14 protein-coding genes are annotated in these 17,083 nt (G+C 67.1%); 11 read left to right on the top strand and 3 right to left on the bottom strand.

Annotation, left to right across the window (positions count from 1 at the left end; all coding sequences use genetic code 11):
• Positions 1–33 precede the first annotated feature (33 nt).
• Together WFQ67_RS26520 and WFQ67_RS26515 are read right to left on the bottom strand one after the other, a co-directional pair.
• Positions 34–1,326 carry a peptidylprolyl isomerase gene (locus WFQ67_RS26520; protein ID WP_337058646.1) on the bottom strand — a complete coding sequence of 431 codons (1,293 nt, stop codon included), beginning with the start codon at positions 1,324–1,326 and terminating at the stop codon, positions 34–36.
• The gene (locus tag WFQ67_RS26515; RefSeq protein WP_337058645.1) at positions 1,307–4,084 is read right to left on the bottom strand and encodes an LPS-assembly protein LptD; all 2,778 of its coding nucleotides are present in this window, start codon (positions 4,082–4,084) and stop codon (positions 1,307–1,309) included. The genes WFQ67_RS26520 and WFQ67_RS26515 overlap by 20 nt, the downstream gene beginning before the upstream one ends.
• 127 nt (positions 4,085–4,211) lie before the next feature.
• Between WFQ67_RS26515 and WFQ67_RS26510 the strand changes: the two genes are divergently transcribed.
• From WFQ67_RS26510 to WFQ67_RS26500, 3 genes are read left to right on the top strand one after another with little or no spacing between them, the layout of a single operon-like run.
• Positions 4,212–5,237 (top strand): aminoglycoside phosphotransferase family protein, encoded by a 1,026-nt coding sequence (locus tag WFQ67_RS26510; protein ID WP_337058644.1) that lies wholly within the window; start codon positions 4,212–4,214, stop codon positions 5,235–5,237.
• Positions 5,234–5,908 carry an N-acetylmuramate alpha-1-phosphate uridylyltransferase MurU gene (gene murU, locus WFQ67_RS26505; protein WP_337058643.1) on the top strand — a complete coding sequence of 225 codons (675 nt, stop codon included), beginning with the start codon at positions 5,234–5,236 and terminating at the stop codon, positions 5,906–5,908. Before WFQ67_RS26510 ends, murU begins: the two co-directional genes overlap by 4 nt.
• 1 nt (position 5,909) lies before the next feature.
• Positions 5,910–6,677 carry a TerB family tellurite resistance protein gene (locus WFQ67_RS26500; protein ID WP_213628187.1) on the top strand — a complete coding sequence of 256 codons (768 nt, stop codon included), beginning with the start codon at positions 5,910–5,912 and terminating at the stop codon, positions 6,675–6,677.
• A 1-nt stretch (position 6,678) separates the two neighbouring features.
• On the opposite strand, the gene WFQ67_RS26495 is transcribed toward WFQ67_RS26500, so the two are convergent.
• On the bottom strand, positions 6,679–7,731 hold the full coding sequence (locus tag WFQ67_RS26495; RefSeq protein ID WP_337058642.1) for an alpha/beta hydrolase family protein: 1,053 nt from the start codon (positions 7,729–7,731) through the stop codon (positions 6,679–6,681).
• A 144-nt stretch (positions 7,732–7,875) separates the two neighbouring features.
• Here WFQ67_RS26495 and WFQ67_RS26490 point away from each other — a divergent pair, with 144 nt between their 5' ends.
• The 8 genes from WFQ67_RS26490 (at position 7,876) to WFQ67_RS26455 (ending at position 17,033) form a co-directional block, all read left to right on the top strand.
• Positions 7,876–10,275: a PAS domain-containing sensor histidine kinase gene (locus WFQ67_RS26490; RefSeq protein WP_337058641.1), complete on the top strand. Its 2,400-nt coding sequence runs from the start codon at positions 7,876–7,878 to the stop codon at positions 10,273–10,275.
• Entirely contained in the window at positions 10,272–10,901 is a 630-nt protein-coding gene (locus WFQ67_RS26485) for a response regulator (protein WP_173179812.1), read from the top strand. The genes WFQ67_RS26490 and WFQ67_RS26485 overlap by 4 nt, the downstream gene beginning before the upstream one ends.
• A 153-nt stretch (positions 10,902–11,054) precedes the next feature.
• A complete protein-coding gene (locus WFQ67_RS26480) occupies positions 11,055–12,164 on the top strand; it encodes an ABC transporter ATP-binding protein (RefSeq protein WP_173179814.1) in 1,110 nt (369 codons plus the stop codon).
• Positions 12,165–12,216: 52 nt separating this feature from the next.
• Positions 12,217–13,248 carry an ABC transporter substrate-binding protein gene (locus WFQ67_RS26475; RefSeq protein ID WP_337058640.1) on the top strand — a complete coding sequence of 344 codons (1,032 nt, stop codon included), beginning with the start codon at positions 12,217–12,219 and terminating at the stop codon, positions 13,246–13,248.
• A gap of 69 nt (positions 13,249–13,317) precedes the next feature.
• Complete coding sequence (locus tag WFQ67_RS26470) at positions 13,318–14,550, top strand: ABC transporter permease (protein WP_213628191.1); 1,233 nt, start codon at positions 13,318–13,320, stop codon at positions 14,548–14,550.
• Positions 14,551–14,561: 11 nt separating this feature from the next.
• Positions 14,562–15,389: an ABC transporter permease gene (locus WFQ67_RS26465; protein WP_337058639.1), complete on the top strand. Its 828-nt coding sequence runs from the start codon at positions 14,562–14,564 to the stop codon at positions 15,387–15,389.
• Positions 15,390–15,525: 136 nt separating this feature from the next.
• Complete coding sequence (gene rpe / locus WFQ67_RS26460) at positions 15,526–16,194, top strand: ribulose-phosphate 3-epimerase (RefSeq protein ID WP_173179818.1); 669 nt, start codon at positions 15,526–15,528, stop codon at positions 16,192–16,194.
• On the top strand, positions 16,194–17,033 hold the full coding sequence (locus WFQ67_RS26455; RefSeq protein WP_213628192.1) for a phosphoglycolate phosphatase: 840 nt from the start codon (positions 16,194–16,196) through the stop codon (positions 17,031–17,033). Before rpe ends, WFQ67_RS26455 begins: the two co-directional genes overlap by 1 nt.
• The last annotated feature ends 50 nt before the right edge of the window (positions 17,034–17,083 follow it).

Below are 17,083 nucleotides of genomic sequence, written 5' to 3'. Positions count from 1 at the left end.
GCGCGCCACCCTGCGTGGCAGGGTGCCGAAGAATCAGAGCTTGGTTTCGACGTACGCCTCGTCGCGGATCTGGCGCAGCCAGGCCTGCAGCTCTTCGTCGTACTTGCGGTTGCGCAGGACGTTTATCGCCTGCTGCTCGCGCATCTGGTCGGCGCTGTCGGTGGCGCGGCGACCGAGCACTTCCAGAACGTGCCAGCCGTAGGGGCTCTTGAACGGGCGGGACAGCTGGCCGGCCGGGGTCTTGGCCATGACTTCGCGGAACTCGGGCACCAGGGCGTTGGGGTCGATCCAGTTCAGGTCGCCACCGTTGAGCGCCGAACCCGGGTCCTCGGAGAAGTTCTTCGCCAGCTCGGCGAAGTCCTCGCCGGACTGGATGCGCTGGTAGAGGCGCTCGGCCAGGCGTTCGGTGTCGGCTTCGCTGCGGATCTCGCTAGGCTTGAGCAGGATGTGGCGCACATGCACCTCGTCACGCACTTGGGTGCTGCCACCGCGCTTTTCCAGGAGCTTGAGAATGATGAAGCCACCCGGCGTGCGCACCGGTTCGGTCACTTCACCCGGAGAGAGGGCGCTGACCATGCCATCGAAGGGGGGCGGCAACTGGGCGGCCTTGCGCCAGCCGATCTCGCCGCCTTCCAGGGCGGTTTCGCCGGCGGAGCGGGAGATCGCCAACTGGGCGAAGTCGGCGCCCTGTTGCAGTTGCTGGTAAAGATCCTTCGCCTGGCGGTCGGCGGCCTGGATGGTCTCGGGCGAGGAGCCGTCCGCGACCGGGATCAGGATATTGGCCAGGTGGAATTCCTCGGAGAGCTGCATCTTGCCCAGGTCGGAGGCGAGGAAATTCTGCACTTCCTGGTCGGTGACCTGGATGCGCTCGGCGACGCGGCGCTGGCGCACTCGGCTGATGACCATCTCGCGGCGGACCTGGTCGCGGGCGTCCTCATAGGAGAGACCGTCTTGAGCCAGGGCGCTGCGGAACTGATCGACGCTCATGCCGTTGCGCTGTGCGATGGCCTCGATGGCCTGGTTCAGCTCCTCATCGGTGATGCGGATGCCGGAGCGGTCGCCGATCTGCAGCTGGATGTTCTCGATGATCAGGCGCTCCAGCACCTGCTGGCCCAGCACGTGCTCGGGAGGCAGGGCAGACCCGCGCTTGGCGATGGTCTGCTGCACCTCGTGGATGCGCTGGTCGAGCTGGCTCTGCATGATCACGTCGTTGTCGACGATGGCCACGACGCGGTCGATCGACTGGACCTCGGCATGCACGGCGCTACCCAGGAACAGGGCGCCCAACAGCAGCGGGCGGAGACAATCAGAAAGCTTGGTCTTCACGTTCACGGTAACCTTGGATGCCATTGTCGAGGAAACTTTCAACCTTGTTGCCGATCACGCCGCCGAGGCCCTTGAACACGATCTGCAGGAAGACGCCGCGGTCGGCCTTTTCGTTGAGTTCGGGCGAAAGTGTGCTCTCGTCGTAGTCGACCCAGTAGCGGTTGATCAGACGCAGCTTCCAGCAGCAGCTGTCGTACTCGAAGCCACCGAAGGCTTCCAGGGTGCGGCTGCGGTTGTAGTCGTACTGCCAGCGGGCGATGGCGTTCCACTGCGGGACGATCGGCCAGATGACGGACGCGTCATGCTGCTCGATCTTGTAGTAGTCCTTGATCACGCGGCCGGTCACGTTGTCGACGTAGTCGCCGCCTTCCTGCCACTGGCCGGTGGTCTGGTTGTAGACCACGGCGTCGTTGCGGTAGCGGTAGCCGAAGTTGACCACCTTGTTGACGTCGTCTTCCGGCTGGTAGTGGAACATCATGCTGCCGGAGCGGGTGCGGCCGGCATCCGGGTCCCAGTTGAAGTCGGAGGACAGGCGCCAGTCGCGGTTGAAGCGGTACAGGTACTCCAGTGCGTAAGGCGAGACGCTGGCCTGGGCCGACTTGCGGTCGCGGTAGTCGATGCCGGGCAGCTGCACCTTGCGGTCTTCGAAGTAGAAGGCCTGGCCGATGCTGAAGCGCTGGCGCTCGAAGCCGTTGGGCTGGATCCAGCGATTGGTCAGGCCCAGGGACACCTGGTTGGCATCGCCCACGCGGTCACGGCCGGAGAAGCGGTTCTCGCGGAACAGCGAGGAATAGCTGAAGGCGCTTTCGCTGCTGTCGAAGACCGGGATGTTGTCCTGCTTCTCTTCGGGAACGTAGAGATAGAACAGGCGCGGTTCCAGGGTCTGCTTGTACTGGCTGCCGAACAGCTCGGTGTTGCGGTCGAAGTACAGGCCGCTGTCGAGGCTGAAGATCGGTACGCTGCGGTCTTCGCTGCTGTTGAACTCCTGGCCGGCCAGCAGGCTGTTCTTGCCCTGCTGGTCCAGGTCCAGGTCGTACTGGGTATAGAGGTACTTCACCGACGGCTTGAGGAAGCCGTAGCTCCAGTCCAGGGGCAGGCTGACGCCCGGCTCCACATGGACGCGGTTGCCGTTGGCGCGGGCCAGGCCCGGGATGCGGGTGTCGTACCAGGGGCTGGTCGCGCCATCCTCGTCGGTGAACAGGCCCTTGCGCAGGTTGCGCTCGAAGCGCACGAACTCGGTGGCGTAGGAAAACTTCAGGCCACCGGCGTCGACGGGCAGCACGCCGTCCAGGGTGATCTGGGGCAGGCGGTCGTACGGGGTGATCTCGGTGACCGTGGCCATTTCATAGGCATGGGCGTTGAGACGTGCGGTGTAGCTGTCGCCGCGCCAGGTGACGGCGCCCTGCTGGTTGACGTAGGTCGATTGCGCGATGCCCAGTTCGGTCTGCAGGTCCTGGAAGTAGTAGGGGTCGCTGATGTCGGTGTAGTCCACCTCGGTCATCAGGCGCTCGTCCAGTCCACCCTTGTGTTGCCAGTTGTAGAGCCAGCGCTTGTCCTTGTACTCGGACTGCAGCTTGCGCTCGTCTTCCTCGTCGTTCAGGTAGGCGCCGCCGAACTGGCCTTCGCTGCCCTTGGTCAGGTAGCGGAACTCGCCTTCCATCAGCAGGCCGCGCTTGGCCATGTAGCGCGGATAGAGGGTGGCGTCGTAGTTCGGCGCGAGGTTGAAGTAGTAGGGCGTCAGCAGGGAGAAACCGGTGTCGCTGCTGGTGCCGATGCTCGGCGGCAGGAAGCCGGACTGGCGGCGGTCATCGATGGGGAAATAGATGTACGGGGTATAGAACACCGGAATGTCCTTGACCCGCAGCGTCACGTTGGTCGCGGTGCCGAAGCCGGTGGCCGGGTTCAGCTTGATGTTGTTGCCCTTCAGGTGCCAGGCGTTGTCGCCCGGTTCGCATCGGGTGTAGGTGCCGTCCTTCAGGCGGATGATCGCGTCTTCCTGGCGCTTGGCGTACAGGGCGCTACCGCGCGTGTGGGACTTGTGCAGCACGTACTCGGCGTTGTCGATCTTCGCTTCGCCGTTGTCCAGTTGCAGTTCGGCCTTGTCGCCGACCACCAGGGCACCGTTGTCGCGCAGCTTGACGTTGCCGACCAGCTCGCCACGGTTCTCGGCCTGCAGCAGGTTCGCCTCGTCGGCCTCGACCTGCATGCTGCCCTGGCGCAGGACCACGTCGCCGGCCAGGGTCGCGACCTGCTTTTCCTGCTCGTAGCGCGAGGCCTTGGCGGAAACGTAGGTGGGCGAGTCTTCGGGCGGGGTCTTGTCGTTCATGCCCGGGCGGCGCGGCTCGACATAGGCGCCAGCGCAGTACGGACCGGTCTCGGCCAGTTGTGCGGCGGTCAGCTTGTCGCGCGGAACCCAGTCCAGATGGCTGAAGTCTGCACTACGGGAAGCGAGTGCCCTGCCGCCTGCCTCGGTGACCAGCGTGGTCTTGGCTTCGGCCGACTCGCCCTGGCCGGAAGCGGCGGTGGTGCCCGCTACGCCGACCCTGGAACTCACCGCGCTATCGCTGTGGACCGGGCGTGGAGGCAGGCTTTCCGCCGTTGCCTTGGGTGCGCAGGCCCAGCCGCCGGAGGCGGACGCCTGGCAGTCGAACTGCTCGGCGGCGACTACGAACTGGGTGGCTACAGGCTGCATTGCCAGCAGGCTGCCGGTCACCAGCAGAGGGAATTTTTTACGAAACGCGGGAGATTTTACTGCCATCTTGTTAGTCCGGGCTTCCTGCGCGCCATCGGCCCGCTGGGGCCGCACGCCTCTCGATGGGCTGAAAAAGATGCTGGATAATAAAGCATGACCCGCGCAACGGCTAGCGCCGTCGGAGACCCTTGTAATGCCCCATGAAGATGTACGCCTTCAACAACTTAGCGCCTGGCTGGACCAGCAACTGCCCCTTCTATTCCACACGGAAGGCTGGGGTGACGTGCCGCCGGCGGAGCTGCTGCCGGCCAGCAGCGACGCGAGTTTCCGCCGTTATTTCCGCTGGCAGGCACAGGGCCGCAGCCTGATCCTGATGGATGCCCCGCCGCCCCAGGAAGACTGCCGCCCCTTCGTCAAGGTCGCGGGCATGCTCGCCGAGGCCGGTGTCCATGTGCCGCGGATCCTCGCGGCGGACCTTGAGCAGGGCTTCCTGTTGCTCGATGACCTCGGGCGCCAGACCTACCTGGAAGTGATCGACGCCGAAAATGCCGATGCGCTGTTCGAGGATGCCTTCCAGGCACTGCTGGCCCTGCAGCAGCGCAGTCTCGACGCACCGATGCCCGCCTATGACGACGCGCTGCTACGCCGCGAGCTGCAGCTCTTCCCCGACTGGTATCTCACGCGTCACCTGGGTATCGAACTGGCCGGCGAGCAGCTGGCGGCCTGGGAGCGGACCTGCGATCTGCTGGTCGCCAGCGCGCTCGCCCAGCCCCGCGTGCTGGTGCACCGCGACTACATGCCGCGCAACCTGATGCTCAGCACGCCCAATCCCGGCGTGCTGGATTTCCAGGACGCGGTCTACGGCCCGGTCACCTACGACGTCACCAGCCTGTTCAAGGACGCCTTCCTCAGCTGGCCCGAGGTGCGCGTGCGCAACTGGCTGGAGCGCTACTGGAACCTGGCCCGCGAAGCGGGCGTCCCGGTACAGCCGCAGTTCGACGACTTCCTCCGTGCCAGCGACCTGATGGGCGTGCAGCGCCACCTCAAGGTCATCGGCATCTTCGCGCGCATCTGCCACCGCGACGGCAAGCCCAAGTACCTGGGCGATGTGCCGCGCTTCTTCTCCTATATAGAGGCGGTGCTCGCGCGTCGCCCCGAACTGGCCGACCTCAAGGCGCTGCTCGCCTCCCTGCCACAAGCCGAAACGGTGCCCGCATGAGGGCGATGATCCTCGCGGCGGGAAAGGGCGAGCGCATGCGCCCGCTGACGCTGCACACCCCCAAGCCCCTGGTTCGTGCCGGCGGCACCCCGCTGATCGAGTTCCATATCCGCGCCCTCGCCGCTGCGGGGTTCAGTGAGTTGGTGATCAACCATGCCTGGCTCGGCCAGCAGATCGAGGATCACCTGGGCAGCGGCGAGCGCTTCGGCGTCAGCATCCGTTATTCCCCCGAGGGCGAGCCGCTGGAAACCGGAGGGGGCATCCACCGCGCATTGCCGCTGCTGGGCGACGAGCCCTTCCTGGTGGTCAACGGCGACATCTGGACCGACTACGATTTCGGCGCCCTGCGCGATCACCCGTTGCAGGGCCTCGCCCACCTGGTGCTGGTGGATAACCCCAGCCATCATCCGGGCGGTGATTTCCGGCTGGCCGGGGGCATGGTCAGCGACGGCGTGCCTGGCGAGCCCGGGTTCACCTACAGCGGCATCGCCGTGCTCCATCCCGCGCTTTTCGACGGTTGCAGCGCCGGCGCCTTCAAGCTGGCGCCGTTGCTGCGCCGTGCAATGGGGGAGGGGCGTGTCAGCGGCGAGCATTTCGCCGGACGCTGGGTGGATGTCGGCACCCACGAGCGCCTGGCGGAAGTCGAGCGCCTGATCGAGGCGGGGCGCTGAGATGTTCTGGCCCGTCACGCTGCTTGGCGTCATCGCCGGCCTGTTCATCGCCAGCATTCCCGGTGCGCTGCTCGGCGGCCTGCTCGGCCAGGTGGTGGATCGGCGGCTGAAGCTGGATTCCTGGGCCAGCCTGCGCGATCGGCTACGGCGCAGTGGTGCCGTCGCACACGAGGACCTGCTGTTCCTCATGCTGGGCCGCCTGGCCAAGAGCGAGGGCCGGGTGCTGGAGCTGCATATCCAGCAGGCGCGTGCCGAGATGCGCCGCCTGGGGCTGGACGACGCCGGGCAGCGTCGTGCCATCGCCGCGTTCACCCGCGGCAAGGCCGAGCAGGTGGAGCTGCGTGGGCCCCTGCGAGGCTTGCGCTACCAGCGTGCGCAAGGCGAGGCGCTGTTGCGCAGTTGCTGGCAGATGGCGGCGGCGGATGGCCGGGTGGGGCAGCGCGAGCGCGAGCTGATCCTGCTCTGGGGCAAGTGGCTGGATTGGCCGGCGGACCAGGTGGAAGCGCTGTGCGCCGGCTTCGATGTGCCCGGCGGCGCGCCGGTGCGGCGTGGCAGTGCCTACCAGGATGCGTTGTCGCTTCTGGGCGTGAACGCCAACAGCGAGCCGGCGGCGATCAAGCGCGCCTACCGCCGCCTCATCAGCCAGAACCATCCGGACAAGCTGGCCGGTGCGGGGGCCAGCCCGCAGCGGGTGCGCGAGGCCACCGAGAAGACCCGCGAGCTGCACCACGCCTACAGCCTGATCCGCGAGCGTCACGGTTTCCGCTGAGTCAGATACCGGGCGACTGCGGGATGATGGGCGCCGGTGCGGCCGCCGGCGCCCGCTTGCCCGGAGCCTGCAGATGGGCGTCCAGCCAGCCGCGCACCCGCCGGAACAACTGCTCCTGGTCCGCGTCGCGATTGGGCAGGGACTTCAGGCCCACCTGCACATAGGCCGGGTGCTTGTCGCGCTTGCTCGCCTGCAGGCGCTTGAGGGCGGCGGCGCTGTCCAGCGGCTTGTCCTGGTAGAAGAAATCGCCGATCGCCTGCTTGAGCTTGGGCGCCGACTCTTCCAGTGGCGGGCCGTAGCCGGGGGGGACTTCGGCCTCCACCAGCACCAGGTTGTCGATGCCGCTGGAAGACGAATCGCTCAGCGCCTGCACCGCCCAGTAAGCGCCACTGCCGTGGCCCAGCAGGACGATGGTCTTCGGGCTCTGCTGGTTGACGAACACGATGGCCGCCTGGATGCGTTCCGCGATCCGCGTGGCCTGTGCCTTGCGCTCCTCCTCGGCGCTGAGAACGGGCCGGCCCGGGTCGGTGGAGGGCTCGGCGCTGCCCGCCTGCTCGGGCGTCGGGGGCGGGGTGGCCGGGTCGGCCTTCTCGGTTTTCGCGTCGCCGGCGGCGGGCGGCTCGGCCTGCTCGACCGGACGGGGCGGCGGCTCATTGCCCCTGGGGTCGGGCAGGGTCAGGCTGAGGCTGTGCCAGCCGATGTCCGGCAGTTTGCTGCGCAACGGGGCGATCGCCCGCGGCCAGTCGGCGCTCTCGCCATCGCCGGGCAGCAGGATAACCACGCCGCTGGGCTCGGCCACGTTGGCCGGTTTCCACAGGGCGAGGAAACTGTCTTCGCCGGCCTTCAGTTGCTGCTGTTCCTTCTCCGGCAGCTGGCGTTCGAGGGCGGTGGCGTCCTCCTGGCTGCGCTCCTCCAGGGGCGCGCGCTCCACCGGGGTTTGTGCAGGGGCGCTCCCGTCCTCGCCCGCGGCCGGCGGGTCTTCACCCCAGGCGACGGCCGGCAGCAACAGGGCGAGGCAAAGGGCGGCGAGTGTCGGGCGAGGGGCTCGGAGCATCTGAGGATTCCACGGGGTGGCCATAGGCAGGCAGCCTAATGGCTGGGCCGGTATTTGTCAGGCGCACCTTCGCCTCGGTGGGGCTGCTGGAGTAAGGTACGTCGGCTTCGTTCTCGGCAGCCTGGGCTGTGCGGTGTCTCCTGCATGATTCGTTCGTTGTGTCTCTTCCTTCTCGCCTGCTGCCTCGCCGCCTCCCTGGCCGCAGCCCCCGCGCCCGCCCCCGTCGCGCTGGACCCGGCCCTGCGCCAGTGGCTGGACCAGCACCCCCAGCTGCGCGCCGGTGTCGTCCTGCAGGCGCCCTACGCTCAGCTGGACCGGCGCCTGCAGCAGCTGTCCGGGGTCAACGTCGAGCTGCTCGACTGGGTCGCCACGGCGCTCGGCGTGCCCCTGGTCTGGCGCACCTTCGCCGACAACGCCGAGCTGGAGAACGCCCTGCGTACCGGCCAGATCGACCTCGCACCCGGCCTCAGCCAGACCCCCGCGGGCCTGCGCCTGTGGCTGTTTTCCGATCCCTACATGCGCGTGCCGCAACTGGTGGTGGGCGAGCGGGGCAACGGCGGCGCCGTGGATATCGAGAAGCTCGGCAGCGACGAGCCGGTCGCGGTGCGCTCGCCCAGCGCGGTGGCGGACTACCTGCGCGCCACCTATTCCGGCGTCCTGGTACAGCCGGTCGGCAGTGAGCGCCAGGCCTTGCGCGCGGTGCTGGAACAGCAGGTGAAGTACGCGGTGATCGACGAGGCGCAGCTCAGCCGGCTGTCGCGCGAACAGGAGTTCTCCGGCCTTGCGGTGGTCGGCGACATAGGCTTCCCCCAACTGCTGCGGGTCGCCACGCGGCGCGACTGGCCGCAGCTCTCCACGGCGGTGGACGCCGCCCTGCGCACCATCCCGCCGAAGGACCTGGACCAGCTCCACGAGCGCTGGCTGCAGCCGAAATACCCGCGCATCGGCGAGTCGCCCGGCTTCTGGCAGAACCTCGCCCTGCTCTTCGGCGTGCTGCTGCTCAGCGCGGCGGCGATCATCTACTGGCTGCGTCGCCAGCAGCGTGCGCTGGAGAAGCGCCTGCTCGAGGCGCGCCATGCCATCCAGCTGCGCGAGGCGGCGGAAGAGGCGCTGCGCCTGACCCAGTTCTCCATCGACCACAGCACCGTGGGCATCCTCTGGGTCAACTGGGACAGCCACGTGCGCTACGCCAACCGCGCGGTGGAACAGATGCTGGGCTACGCGGCCGGCGGTCTCACCGATCGCCCCCTGGCGCACATCCAGCCGCAGCTGGACATGGACCGCTGGCTCAGCCTCTGGCGCCGTGCGCGCAACCACGACGAGAGCGCCCAGGCGTTCGAGACCGCCTGCCGTCGCGCCGACGGCAGCGAGATGCCCGCCGATGTGTCGCTCAGCTTCCTGCGCTTCGGCACCTCGGAATACCTGGTGGTGTTCCTCACCGATGTCACCGAGCGGCGCCGTGCCCACGCCGCGCTGGAGGAGAGCGAGGCACGCCTCAAGGGCATCGCCTCCAACGTGCCGGGGCTGGTCTTCCGCCTCGAACGCCCGCGTGCCGGCGAAGATGCCGACTTCGCCTTCATCGGCGCCGGCAGCGAGGCCCTGGTGGGCTATGGCGCCCGTGAGCTGCTGGAGACCGGTCGCGGCATCCGCGGCCTGGTGCACCCGGACGATGGCGACGGCTACTGGGCCAGCCAGATGGCCGCCCTCGATGCCGACCGCGACTGGCACTGGCAGGGCCGCATCCTCACCCGCGACGGCCAGTTGCGCTGGGCCGACATCAAGGCCAGCGCGCGCCTCTTCGAGGACGGGCGGGCCACCTGGGACGGCGTGGTCTGGGACATCACCGACAACAAGCAGACCGAGCTCGAACTGGCCGCCTCCCGCGCCCAGCTGCGTGATCTCTCCGCGCACCTGGAAAGCGTGCGGGAAGAGGAGAAGGCACGTATCGCCCGCGAGGTGCACGACGAACTGGGTCAGGTGCTCACCGTGCTCAAGCTGGAGACCTCCATGTGCGAACTGGCCTACGGCGAGCTGGACCCCGGCCTCGGCGAGCGGCTGAACAGCATGAAGCGCCTGATCGCCCAGCTGTTCCAGCTGGTGCGCGACGTGGCCACGGCGCTGCGCCCACCGATCCTCGACGCCGGCATCGCCTCGGCCATCGAATGGCAGGCGCGGCGCTTCGAGGCGCGCAGCGGCATTCCCTGCCTGGTGCGGGTGCCGGACTCGCTGCCGCAACTGTCGGACGCCAAGGCCATCGGCCTGTTCCGCATCCTCCAGGAGGCGCTGACCAATGTGCTGCGCCACGCCCGGGCCCACAGCGTCGAGGTGGCGCTGGAGCGCGATGGCGACGACCTGCAATTGATCATCAGCGACGATGGCGCGGGCTTCGACCCGCAGGCCTGCCGCCCCGGGGCCTCGTTCGGCCTGGTGGGCATGCGCGAACGGGTGCTGATGCTGGGCGGCGCGCTGTCGATCGACAGCGCGCCGGGAGAGGGCACCACGCTGGTGGTGCGCATCGCTTTGGACAAGGAGAAGAACGCGTGATCCGAGTACTGGTGGCCGAAGACCACACCATCGTCCGCGAGGGCATCAAGCAGTTGATCGGCCTGGCCAAGGACCTCTGCGTGGTGGGCGAGGCGAGCAACGGCGAGCAGTTGCTCGAAACCCTGCGCCAGACGCCCTGCGAGGTGGTGCTGCTGGATATCTCCATGCCCGGCGTCAACGGCCTTGAAGCCATTCCGCGCATCCGTGCGCTGACCAGCCCGCCGGCGGTGCTGGTGCTGTCGATGCACGACGAGGTGCAGATGGCGGCGCGCGCACTGAAGATCGGCGCCGCCGGCTACGCCACCAAGGACAGCGACCCCGCCCTGTTGCTGACGGCGATCCGCAAGGTCGCCTCCGGCGGGCGCTACATCGACCCGGAGCTGGCCGATCGCATGGTCTTCGAGGTCGGCCTGACCGATTCGCGCCCGCCCCACGCGTTGCTTTCCGAACGTGAATTCTCGGTGTTCGAGCGCCTGGTGAAGGGCGAGGGTGTCAACGAGATCGCCCAGCACCTGGCCGTCAGCGGCAAGACGGTGAGCACCCACAAGGCGCGGCTGATGCAGAAGCTCGGCGCCCATTCGGTGGCCGACCTGGTCAAGTACGCGGTGGAGCACAAGCTGGTCTGAATACCTGATCGGGTCGCTGGGAATTGTAGGGCTCGCCCTACACGCGATCCTCCGACGGCCTTATAGCAATCTCTCATAGCGCCCGATTTGCGTGGCTTGCCGGCTTCTCTAGTCTCTGGGGACGGCATAAACAAAAATCAAAAAGGTGCGGTGATGGCCTCCATTCCGGCGAACGATGTACTGGTCAGCTTCCGTGGCGTGCAGAAGAGCTACGACGGCGAGTCGCTCATCGTCAAAGACCTCAACCTGGACATTCGCAAAGGCGAGTTCCTGACCCTGCTGGGCCCCTCCGGCTCCGGCAAGACCACCAGCCTGATGATGCTCGCCGGGTTCGAGACCCCGACCAATGGCGAGATCCTCCTGGCCGGGCGTTCCATCAACAACGTGCCGCCGCACAAGCGCGACATCGGCATGGTGTTCCAGAACTACGCCCTGTTCCCGCACATGACGGTGGCCGAGAACCTGGCCTTCCCGCTCACCGTGCGCGGCATGAACAAGACCGATATCAGCGAGCGCGTGAAGCGTGCGCTGTCCATGGTCCAGCTCGACAGCTTCCGCAACCGCTACCCGGCGCAGCTCTCCGGCGGCCAGCAGCAGCGCGTGGCCCTGGCCCGTGCCCTGGTGTTCGAGCCGCAGCTGGTGCTGATGGACGAGCCGCTGGGCGCGCTCGACAAGCAGCTGCGCGAGCACATGCAGATGGAGATCAAGCACATCCACCAGCGCCTGGGCGTGACGGTGGTGTACGTGACCCACGACCAGGGCGAAGCGCTGACCATGTCCGACCGCGTGGCCGTGTTCCACCAGGGCGAGATCCAGCAGATCGCCCCCCCGCGCGAGCTCTACGAGTCCCCCAGCAACACCTTCGTGGCCAACTTCATCGGCGAGAACAACCGGCTCAACGGCCAGTTGGTCAGCCGTGACGGCGAGCGCTGCGTGGTCAGCCTGGCCCGTGGCGAGAAGGTCGAGGCGCTGGCGGTCAACGTCGGCCAGCCGGGCGAGCCGGTGACCCTGTCGATCCGTCCCGAGCGGATACGCCTGAACGGCGGCAGCGAGAGCTGCGCGAACCGTTTCTCCGGCCGCGTCGAGGAGTTCGTCTACCTGGGCGACCACGTGCGCATCCGCATGGAGGTCTGTGGCAAGCCCGACTTCTTCGTCAAGCAACCCATTGCCGAGCTCGACCCCGCATTGGCGGTAGGCGACGTGGTGTCCCTCGGTTGGCAAGTGGAGCACGTGCGCGCACTGGACCCGCTGATAGCGGACTGACGACGCGGCGGCACCCCGGCATTACCCACCCAGCACTATGGAGAAAACAACAATGTCCAAATCCTTGAAGCTCACTGCCCTTGCGTTGGGGCTGGCATGCGCCGCACAGGCCATGGCAGCCGACCTGACCGTCGTTTCATTCGGCGGCGCGAACAAGAACGCCCAGGTGAAGGCGTTCTACGAACCCTTCCAGGCGTCCACCAGCAACAAGATCATCGCCGGCGAGTACAACGGCGAGATGGCCAAGGTGAAAGCCATGGTCGATACCGGCAGCGTTTCCTGGAACCTGGTGGAGGTCGAATCCCCCGAGCTGTCCCGCGGCTGCGACGAGGGCCTGTTCGAGGAGCTGGACCCGGCCCAGTTCGGCAAGGTCGAGGACTTCGTTCCCGGGGCCATCCAGCCCTGCGGCGTCGGCTTCTTCGTCTGGTCCACCGTGCTGGCCTACAACGCCGACAAGCTGAAGACCGCGCCCGCCAGCTGGGCCGATTTCTGGGACACCAGCAAGTTCCCGGGCAAGCGCGGCCTGCGCAAGGGCGCCAAGTACACCCTGGAATTCGCCCTGATGGCCGACGGCGTCGCGCCCAAGGACGTCTACACCGTGCTCGCCACCAAGGAAGGCCAGGACCGCGCATTCAAGAAGCTCGACCAGATCAAGCCGAGCATCCAGTGGTGGGAAGCCGGCGCCCAGCCGCCGCAGTTCCTCGCCTCGGGCGACGTGGTCATGAGCTCCGCCTACAACGGCCGCATCGCCGCCGTGCAGAAGGAGAGCAACCTGAAGGTGGTGTGGACCGGCGGCATCTATGACTTCGACGCCTGGGCCATCCCGAAAGGCGCCAAGGATCAGGAAGCCGCACTGAAGTTCATCGCCTTCTCGGTCAAGCCCGAGCAGCAGAAGATCTACTCCGAGAACATCGCCTACGGTCCGGCCAACAAGCAGGCGGTGCCGCTGCTGGACAAGGGCCTGCTCAAGGACATGCCGACCACGCCTGAGAACATCAAGGACCAGGTCGCCATGAACGTGACCTTCTGGGCCGACTACGGCGAGCAGCTGGAGCAACGCTTCAACTCCTGGGCCGCCAAGTAACCGGCCACCCAGCACATCCCCTCCTCCTCGCGGGGGAGGGGAGTACCCAGAGATCCACCGGAGTTCGCCATGGCCACCCTCGTCGCCGGCCCGACCCTCAAGCAACGCCTCGCGCGTGCCGAGCGGGTCAACCGCCTGAAGTCCCAGGCCCTGATCCTGCCGCTGCTGCTGTTCCTCCTGCTGACTTTCCTGGTCCCCATCGGCACCCTGCTCTACAAGAGCGTGAGCAACCCCGAGGTGGTCGGCGCGCTGCCGCGTACCGTCGAGGCGATCACCGCCTGGGACGGCAAGGCGCTGCCCGATGAGCCGGCCTACAAGGCCCTGGCCGAGGACCTCGCTGCCGCGCGCAAGAACCAGACCATCGGCGATCTTTCCAAGCGCCTGAACATGGAGCTGGCCGGCTACCGCAGCCTGATGGCCAAGACCGCCCGCGCCTTGCCGTTCAAGGAGACCCCCGCTTCCTACAAGGACGCGATGGAAGGCCTCGACGAGCGCTGGGGCGACCCGGCCTACTGGCAGGCGATCCGCCGCAACGCATCGAGCCTGACCCCCTATTACCTGCTGGCGGCCGTCGACCATCGCATCGACGACCTCGGCGAAGTCGCCCCGGCGACGCCGGACCAGGCCATCTACCTGGACATCTTCACCCGCACCTTCTGGATGGGCGCGGTGATCACCCTGATCTGCCTGGTGCTGGCCTACCCGCTGGCCTACCTGCTGGCCAACCTGCCGACGCGCAAGAGCAACCTGCTGATGATCCTGGTGCTGTTGCCGTTCTGGACCTCGATCCTGGTGCGCGTGGCGGCGTGGATCGTGCTGTTGCAATCCGGTGGCCTGATCAACGGCGCGCTGCTCAAGCTGGGCCTGATCGACCAGCCGCTGCAGCTGGTGTTCAACCGCACCGGCGTTTACGTGGCGATGGTGCACATCATGCTGCCGTTCATGATCCTGCCGATCTACAGCGTGATGAAGGGCATCTCGCCCACCTACATGCGTGCGGCGATCTCCCTCGGCTGCCACCCCTTCGCCAGCTTCTGGCGGGTGTACTTCCCGCAGACCGTGGCCGGTGTCGGCGCGGGCTGCCTGCTGGTGTTCATCCTGTCCATCGGCTACTACATCACCCCGGCGCTGCTGGGCAGCCCGAACGACCAGATGGTCAGCTACTTCGTCGCCTTCTTCACCAACACCACCATCAACTGGGGCATGGCCACGGCCCTGGGCGGCATGCTGCTGCTCGCCACCATGGTGCTCTACGTCGTCTACAGCTGGCTGGTGGGCGCCGGCCGCCTGCGCCTGGGTTGAGGAGATAAGAAATGCTGAGTCCCTACATGTCCCCGGTCGAGCGCCTGTGGTTCTACACCCTGCGCATCCTCTGCGGCCTGGTGCTGCTGTTCCTGATCCTGCCGGTGCTGGTGATCATCCCGCTGTCGTTCAACTCGGGCACCTTCCTGGTCTACCCGCTGCAAGGGTTCTCGCTGCGCTGGTACGCCGACTTCTTCAGCTCGGCCGAGTGGATGCGCGCGCTGACCAACAGCATCATCGTGGCGCCGGCCGCGACCTTGCTGGCGATGGTCTTCGGCACCCTGGCCTCCATCGGCCTGACCCGTGGCGAATTCCGCGGCAAGGCGCTGGTGATGAGCCTGCTGATCTCGCCGATGGTGGTGCCGGTGGTGATCATCGGCGTCGCCAGCTACCTGTTCTTCGCCCCGCTGGGCCTCGGCAACAGCTACCTGTCGCTGATCCTGGTGCATGCGGTGCTCGGCGTGCCCTTCGTCATCATCACCGTGTCGGCCACCCTGCAGGGCTTCAACCACAACCTGGTGCGCGCCGCCGCCAGCCTGGGCGCGCCGCCGCTGACCGCGTTCTTCCGCGTCACCCTGCCGCTGATCGCGCCGGGGGTGATCTCGGGGGCGCTGTTCGCCTTCGCCACCTCTTTCGATGAAGTGGTGGTGACGCTGTTCCTCGCCGGCCCCGAGCAGGCCACCCTGCCGAGGCAGATGTTCAGCGGCATCCGCGAGAACCTCAGCCCCACCATCGCGGCGGCGGCGACCCTGCTGATCGGTTTCTCCGTGGTGCTGTTGCTGGTGCTGGAATGGCTGCGCGGGCGCAGCGAGAAGCTGCGCACCTCGATGCCGGAATGACCGCCTGATGCGGTGCGAACGGGGAGTTCAGGCTCCCCGTTCGCATGTCGGCTGATCATCGCTGACGTATGACAAAGCCTTGGAAGCGGACTCAGGCTACAATCCGCGCCACCGTGATTCTGCTCCGAGGTCTGTCATGCAACCCTTCGCCATCGCACCGTCGATCCTTTCCGCCGATTTCGCCCGCCTGGGCGAGGAAGTCGACAACGTGCTCGCCGCTGGCGCCGATATCGTCCACTTCGACGTGATGGACAACCACTACGTGCCCAACCTGACCATCGGCCCGATGGTCTGCTCGGCACTGCGCAAGTACGGCGTCACCGCGCCCATCGACGTGCACCTGATGGTCTCCCCGGTGGATCGCATCATCGGCGACTTCATCGAGGCCGGCGCTACCTACATCACCTTCCACCCGGACGCTTCCCTGCACGTCGACCGCTCGCTGCAGCTGATCCGCGATGGCGGCTGCAAGGCCGGCCTGGTGTTCAACCCGGCGGCGGGCCTGGATGCGCTGAAGTACGTGATGGACAAGGTCGACATGATCCTGCTGATGAGCGTGAACCCCGGCTTCGGCGGGCAGAAGTTCATCCCCGGCACCCTCGACAAGCTGCGCGAGGCGCGCGCGCTGATCGACGCTTCCGGCCGCGACATCCGCCTGGAGATCGACGGCGGCGTCAACGTGAAGAACATCCGCGAGATCGCTGCTGCGGGCGCCGACACCTTCGTCGCCGGCTCGGCCATCTTCAACACGCCGGACTACGCCGAAGTCATCGCCGCCATGCGCGCCGAGCTGGCCCAGGCCTGATGAGCGCCCTGCAGCGGCTGTTCGACGGGCGCCTGCCGCGCCTGGTGATGTTCGACCTGGACGGCACCCTGGTGGACTCGGTCCCCGACCTCGCCGCCGCCATCGACCACATGCTCGTGACCCTCGGCCGACCGGCCGCGGGCATCGGGCGGGTGCGCGAATGGGTCGGCAACGGTGCCCGGGTTCTGGTGCGCCGCGCGCTGGCCGGCGGCCTCGATCATGCCGCCGTGCATGACGAGGATGCCGAGAAGGCGCTGGCGATCTTCATGGAGGCCTATGCCGACAGCCATTCACTGACGGTGGTCTACCCGGGCGTCGCCGAGACCCTCAAGTGGCTGAAGAAGAAGGGCGTCGAGCTGGCGCTGATCACCAACAAGCCGGAGCGCTTCGTCGCCCCCTTGCTGGACGAGATGAAGCTCGGGCGCTACTTCCCGCTGATCATCGCCGGCGACACCCTGCCCCAGCAGAAGCCGGACCCGGCGGCGCTGCTGCACGTGATGCACATGACCGGCACCAGCCGCAGCGAGTCGTTGTTCATCGGCGACTCGCGCAACGACGTGCTGGCGGCCAAGGCGGCCGGCGTGCAATGCGTGGCGCTGAGCTACGGCTACAACCACGGCCGGCCCATCAGCGAAGAGGAGCCGGCACTGGTGGTGGACGACCTGCGCGAGCTGCTGCCTGGCGGTTGCGCGGCACACGGCGCTGCGCTAATGTCGCCCGACTCCCCAGATCATCTGCCTCACAGAGATAGAAACGTGCTGGTTCCCTGCAAGCGTTGGCTCGAACGAGCCGGAATGAAGATCATCAAGGCCGCGGCCCGTTGGCGCTGGCGCGCCTGATTCGATTCTGGCCGGATACCTGCTCCGGCGCGCTCGCACACCGACGTTTT

Origin of the sequence: Pseudomonas sp. USHLN015 (assembly GCF_037153275.1) — a bacterium.
Classification (GTDB): Bacteria; Pseudomonadota; Gammaproteobacteria; order Pseudomonadales; family Pseudomonadaceae; genus Metapseudomonas; species Metapseudomonas tohonis.
Note: the sequence above shows the minus strand (reverse complement) of the source record. Positions and strands in the feature narration are given on the sequence as shown.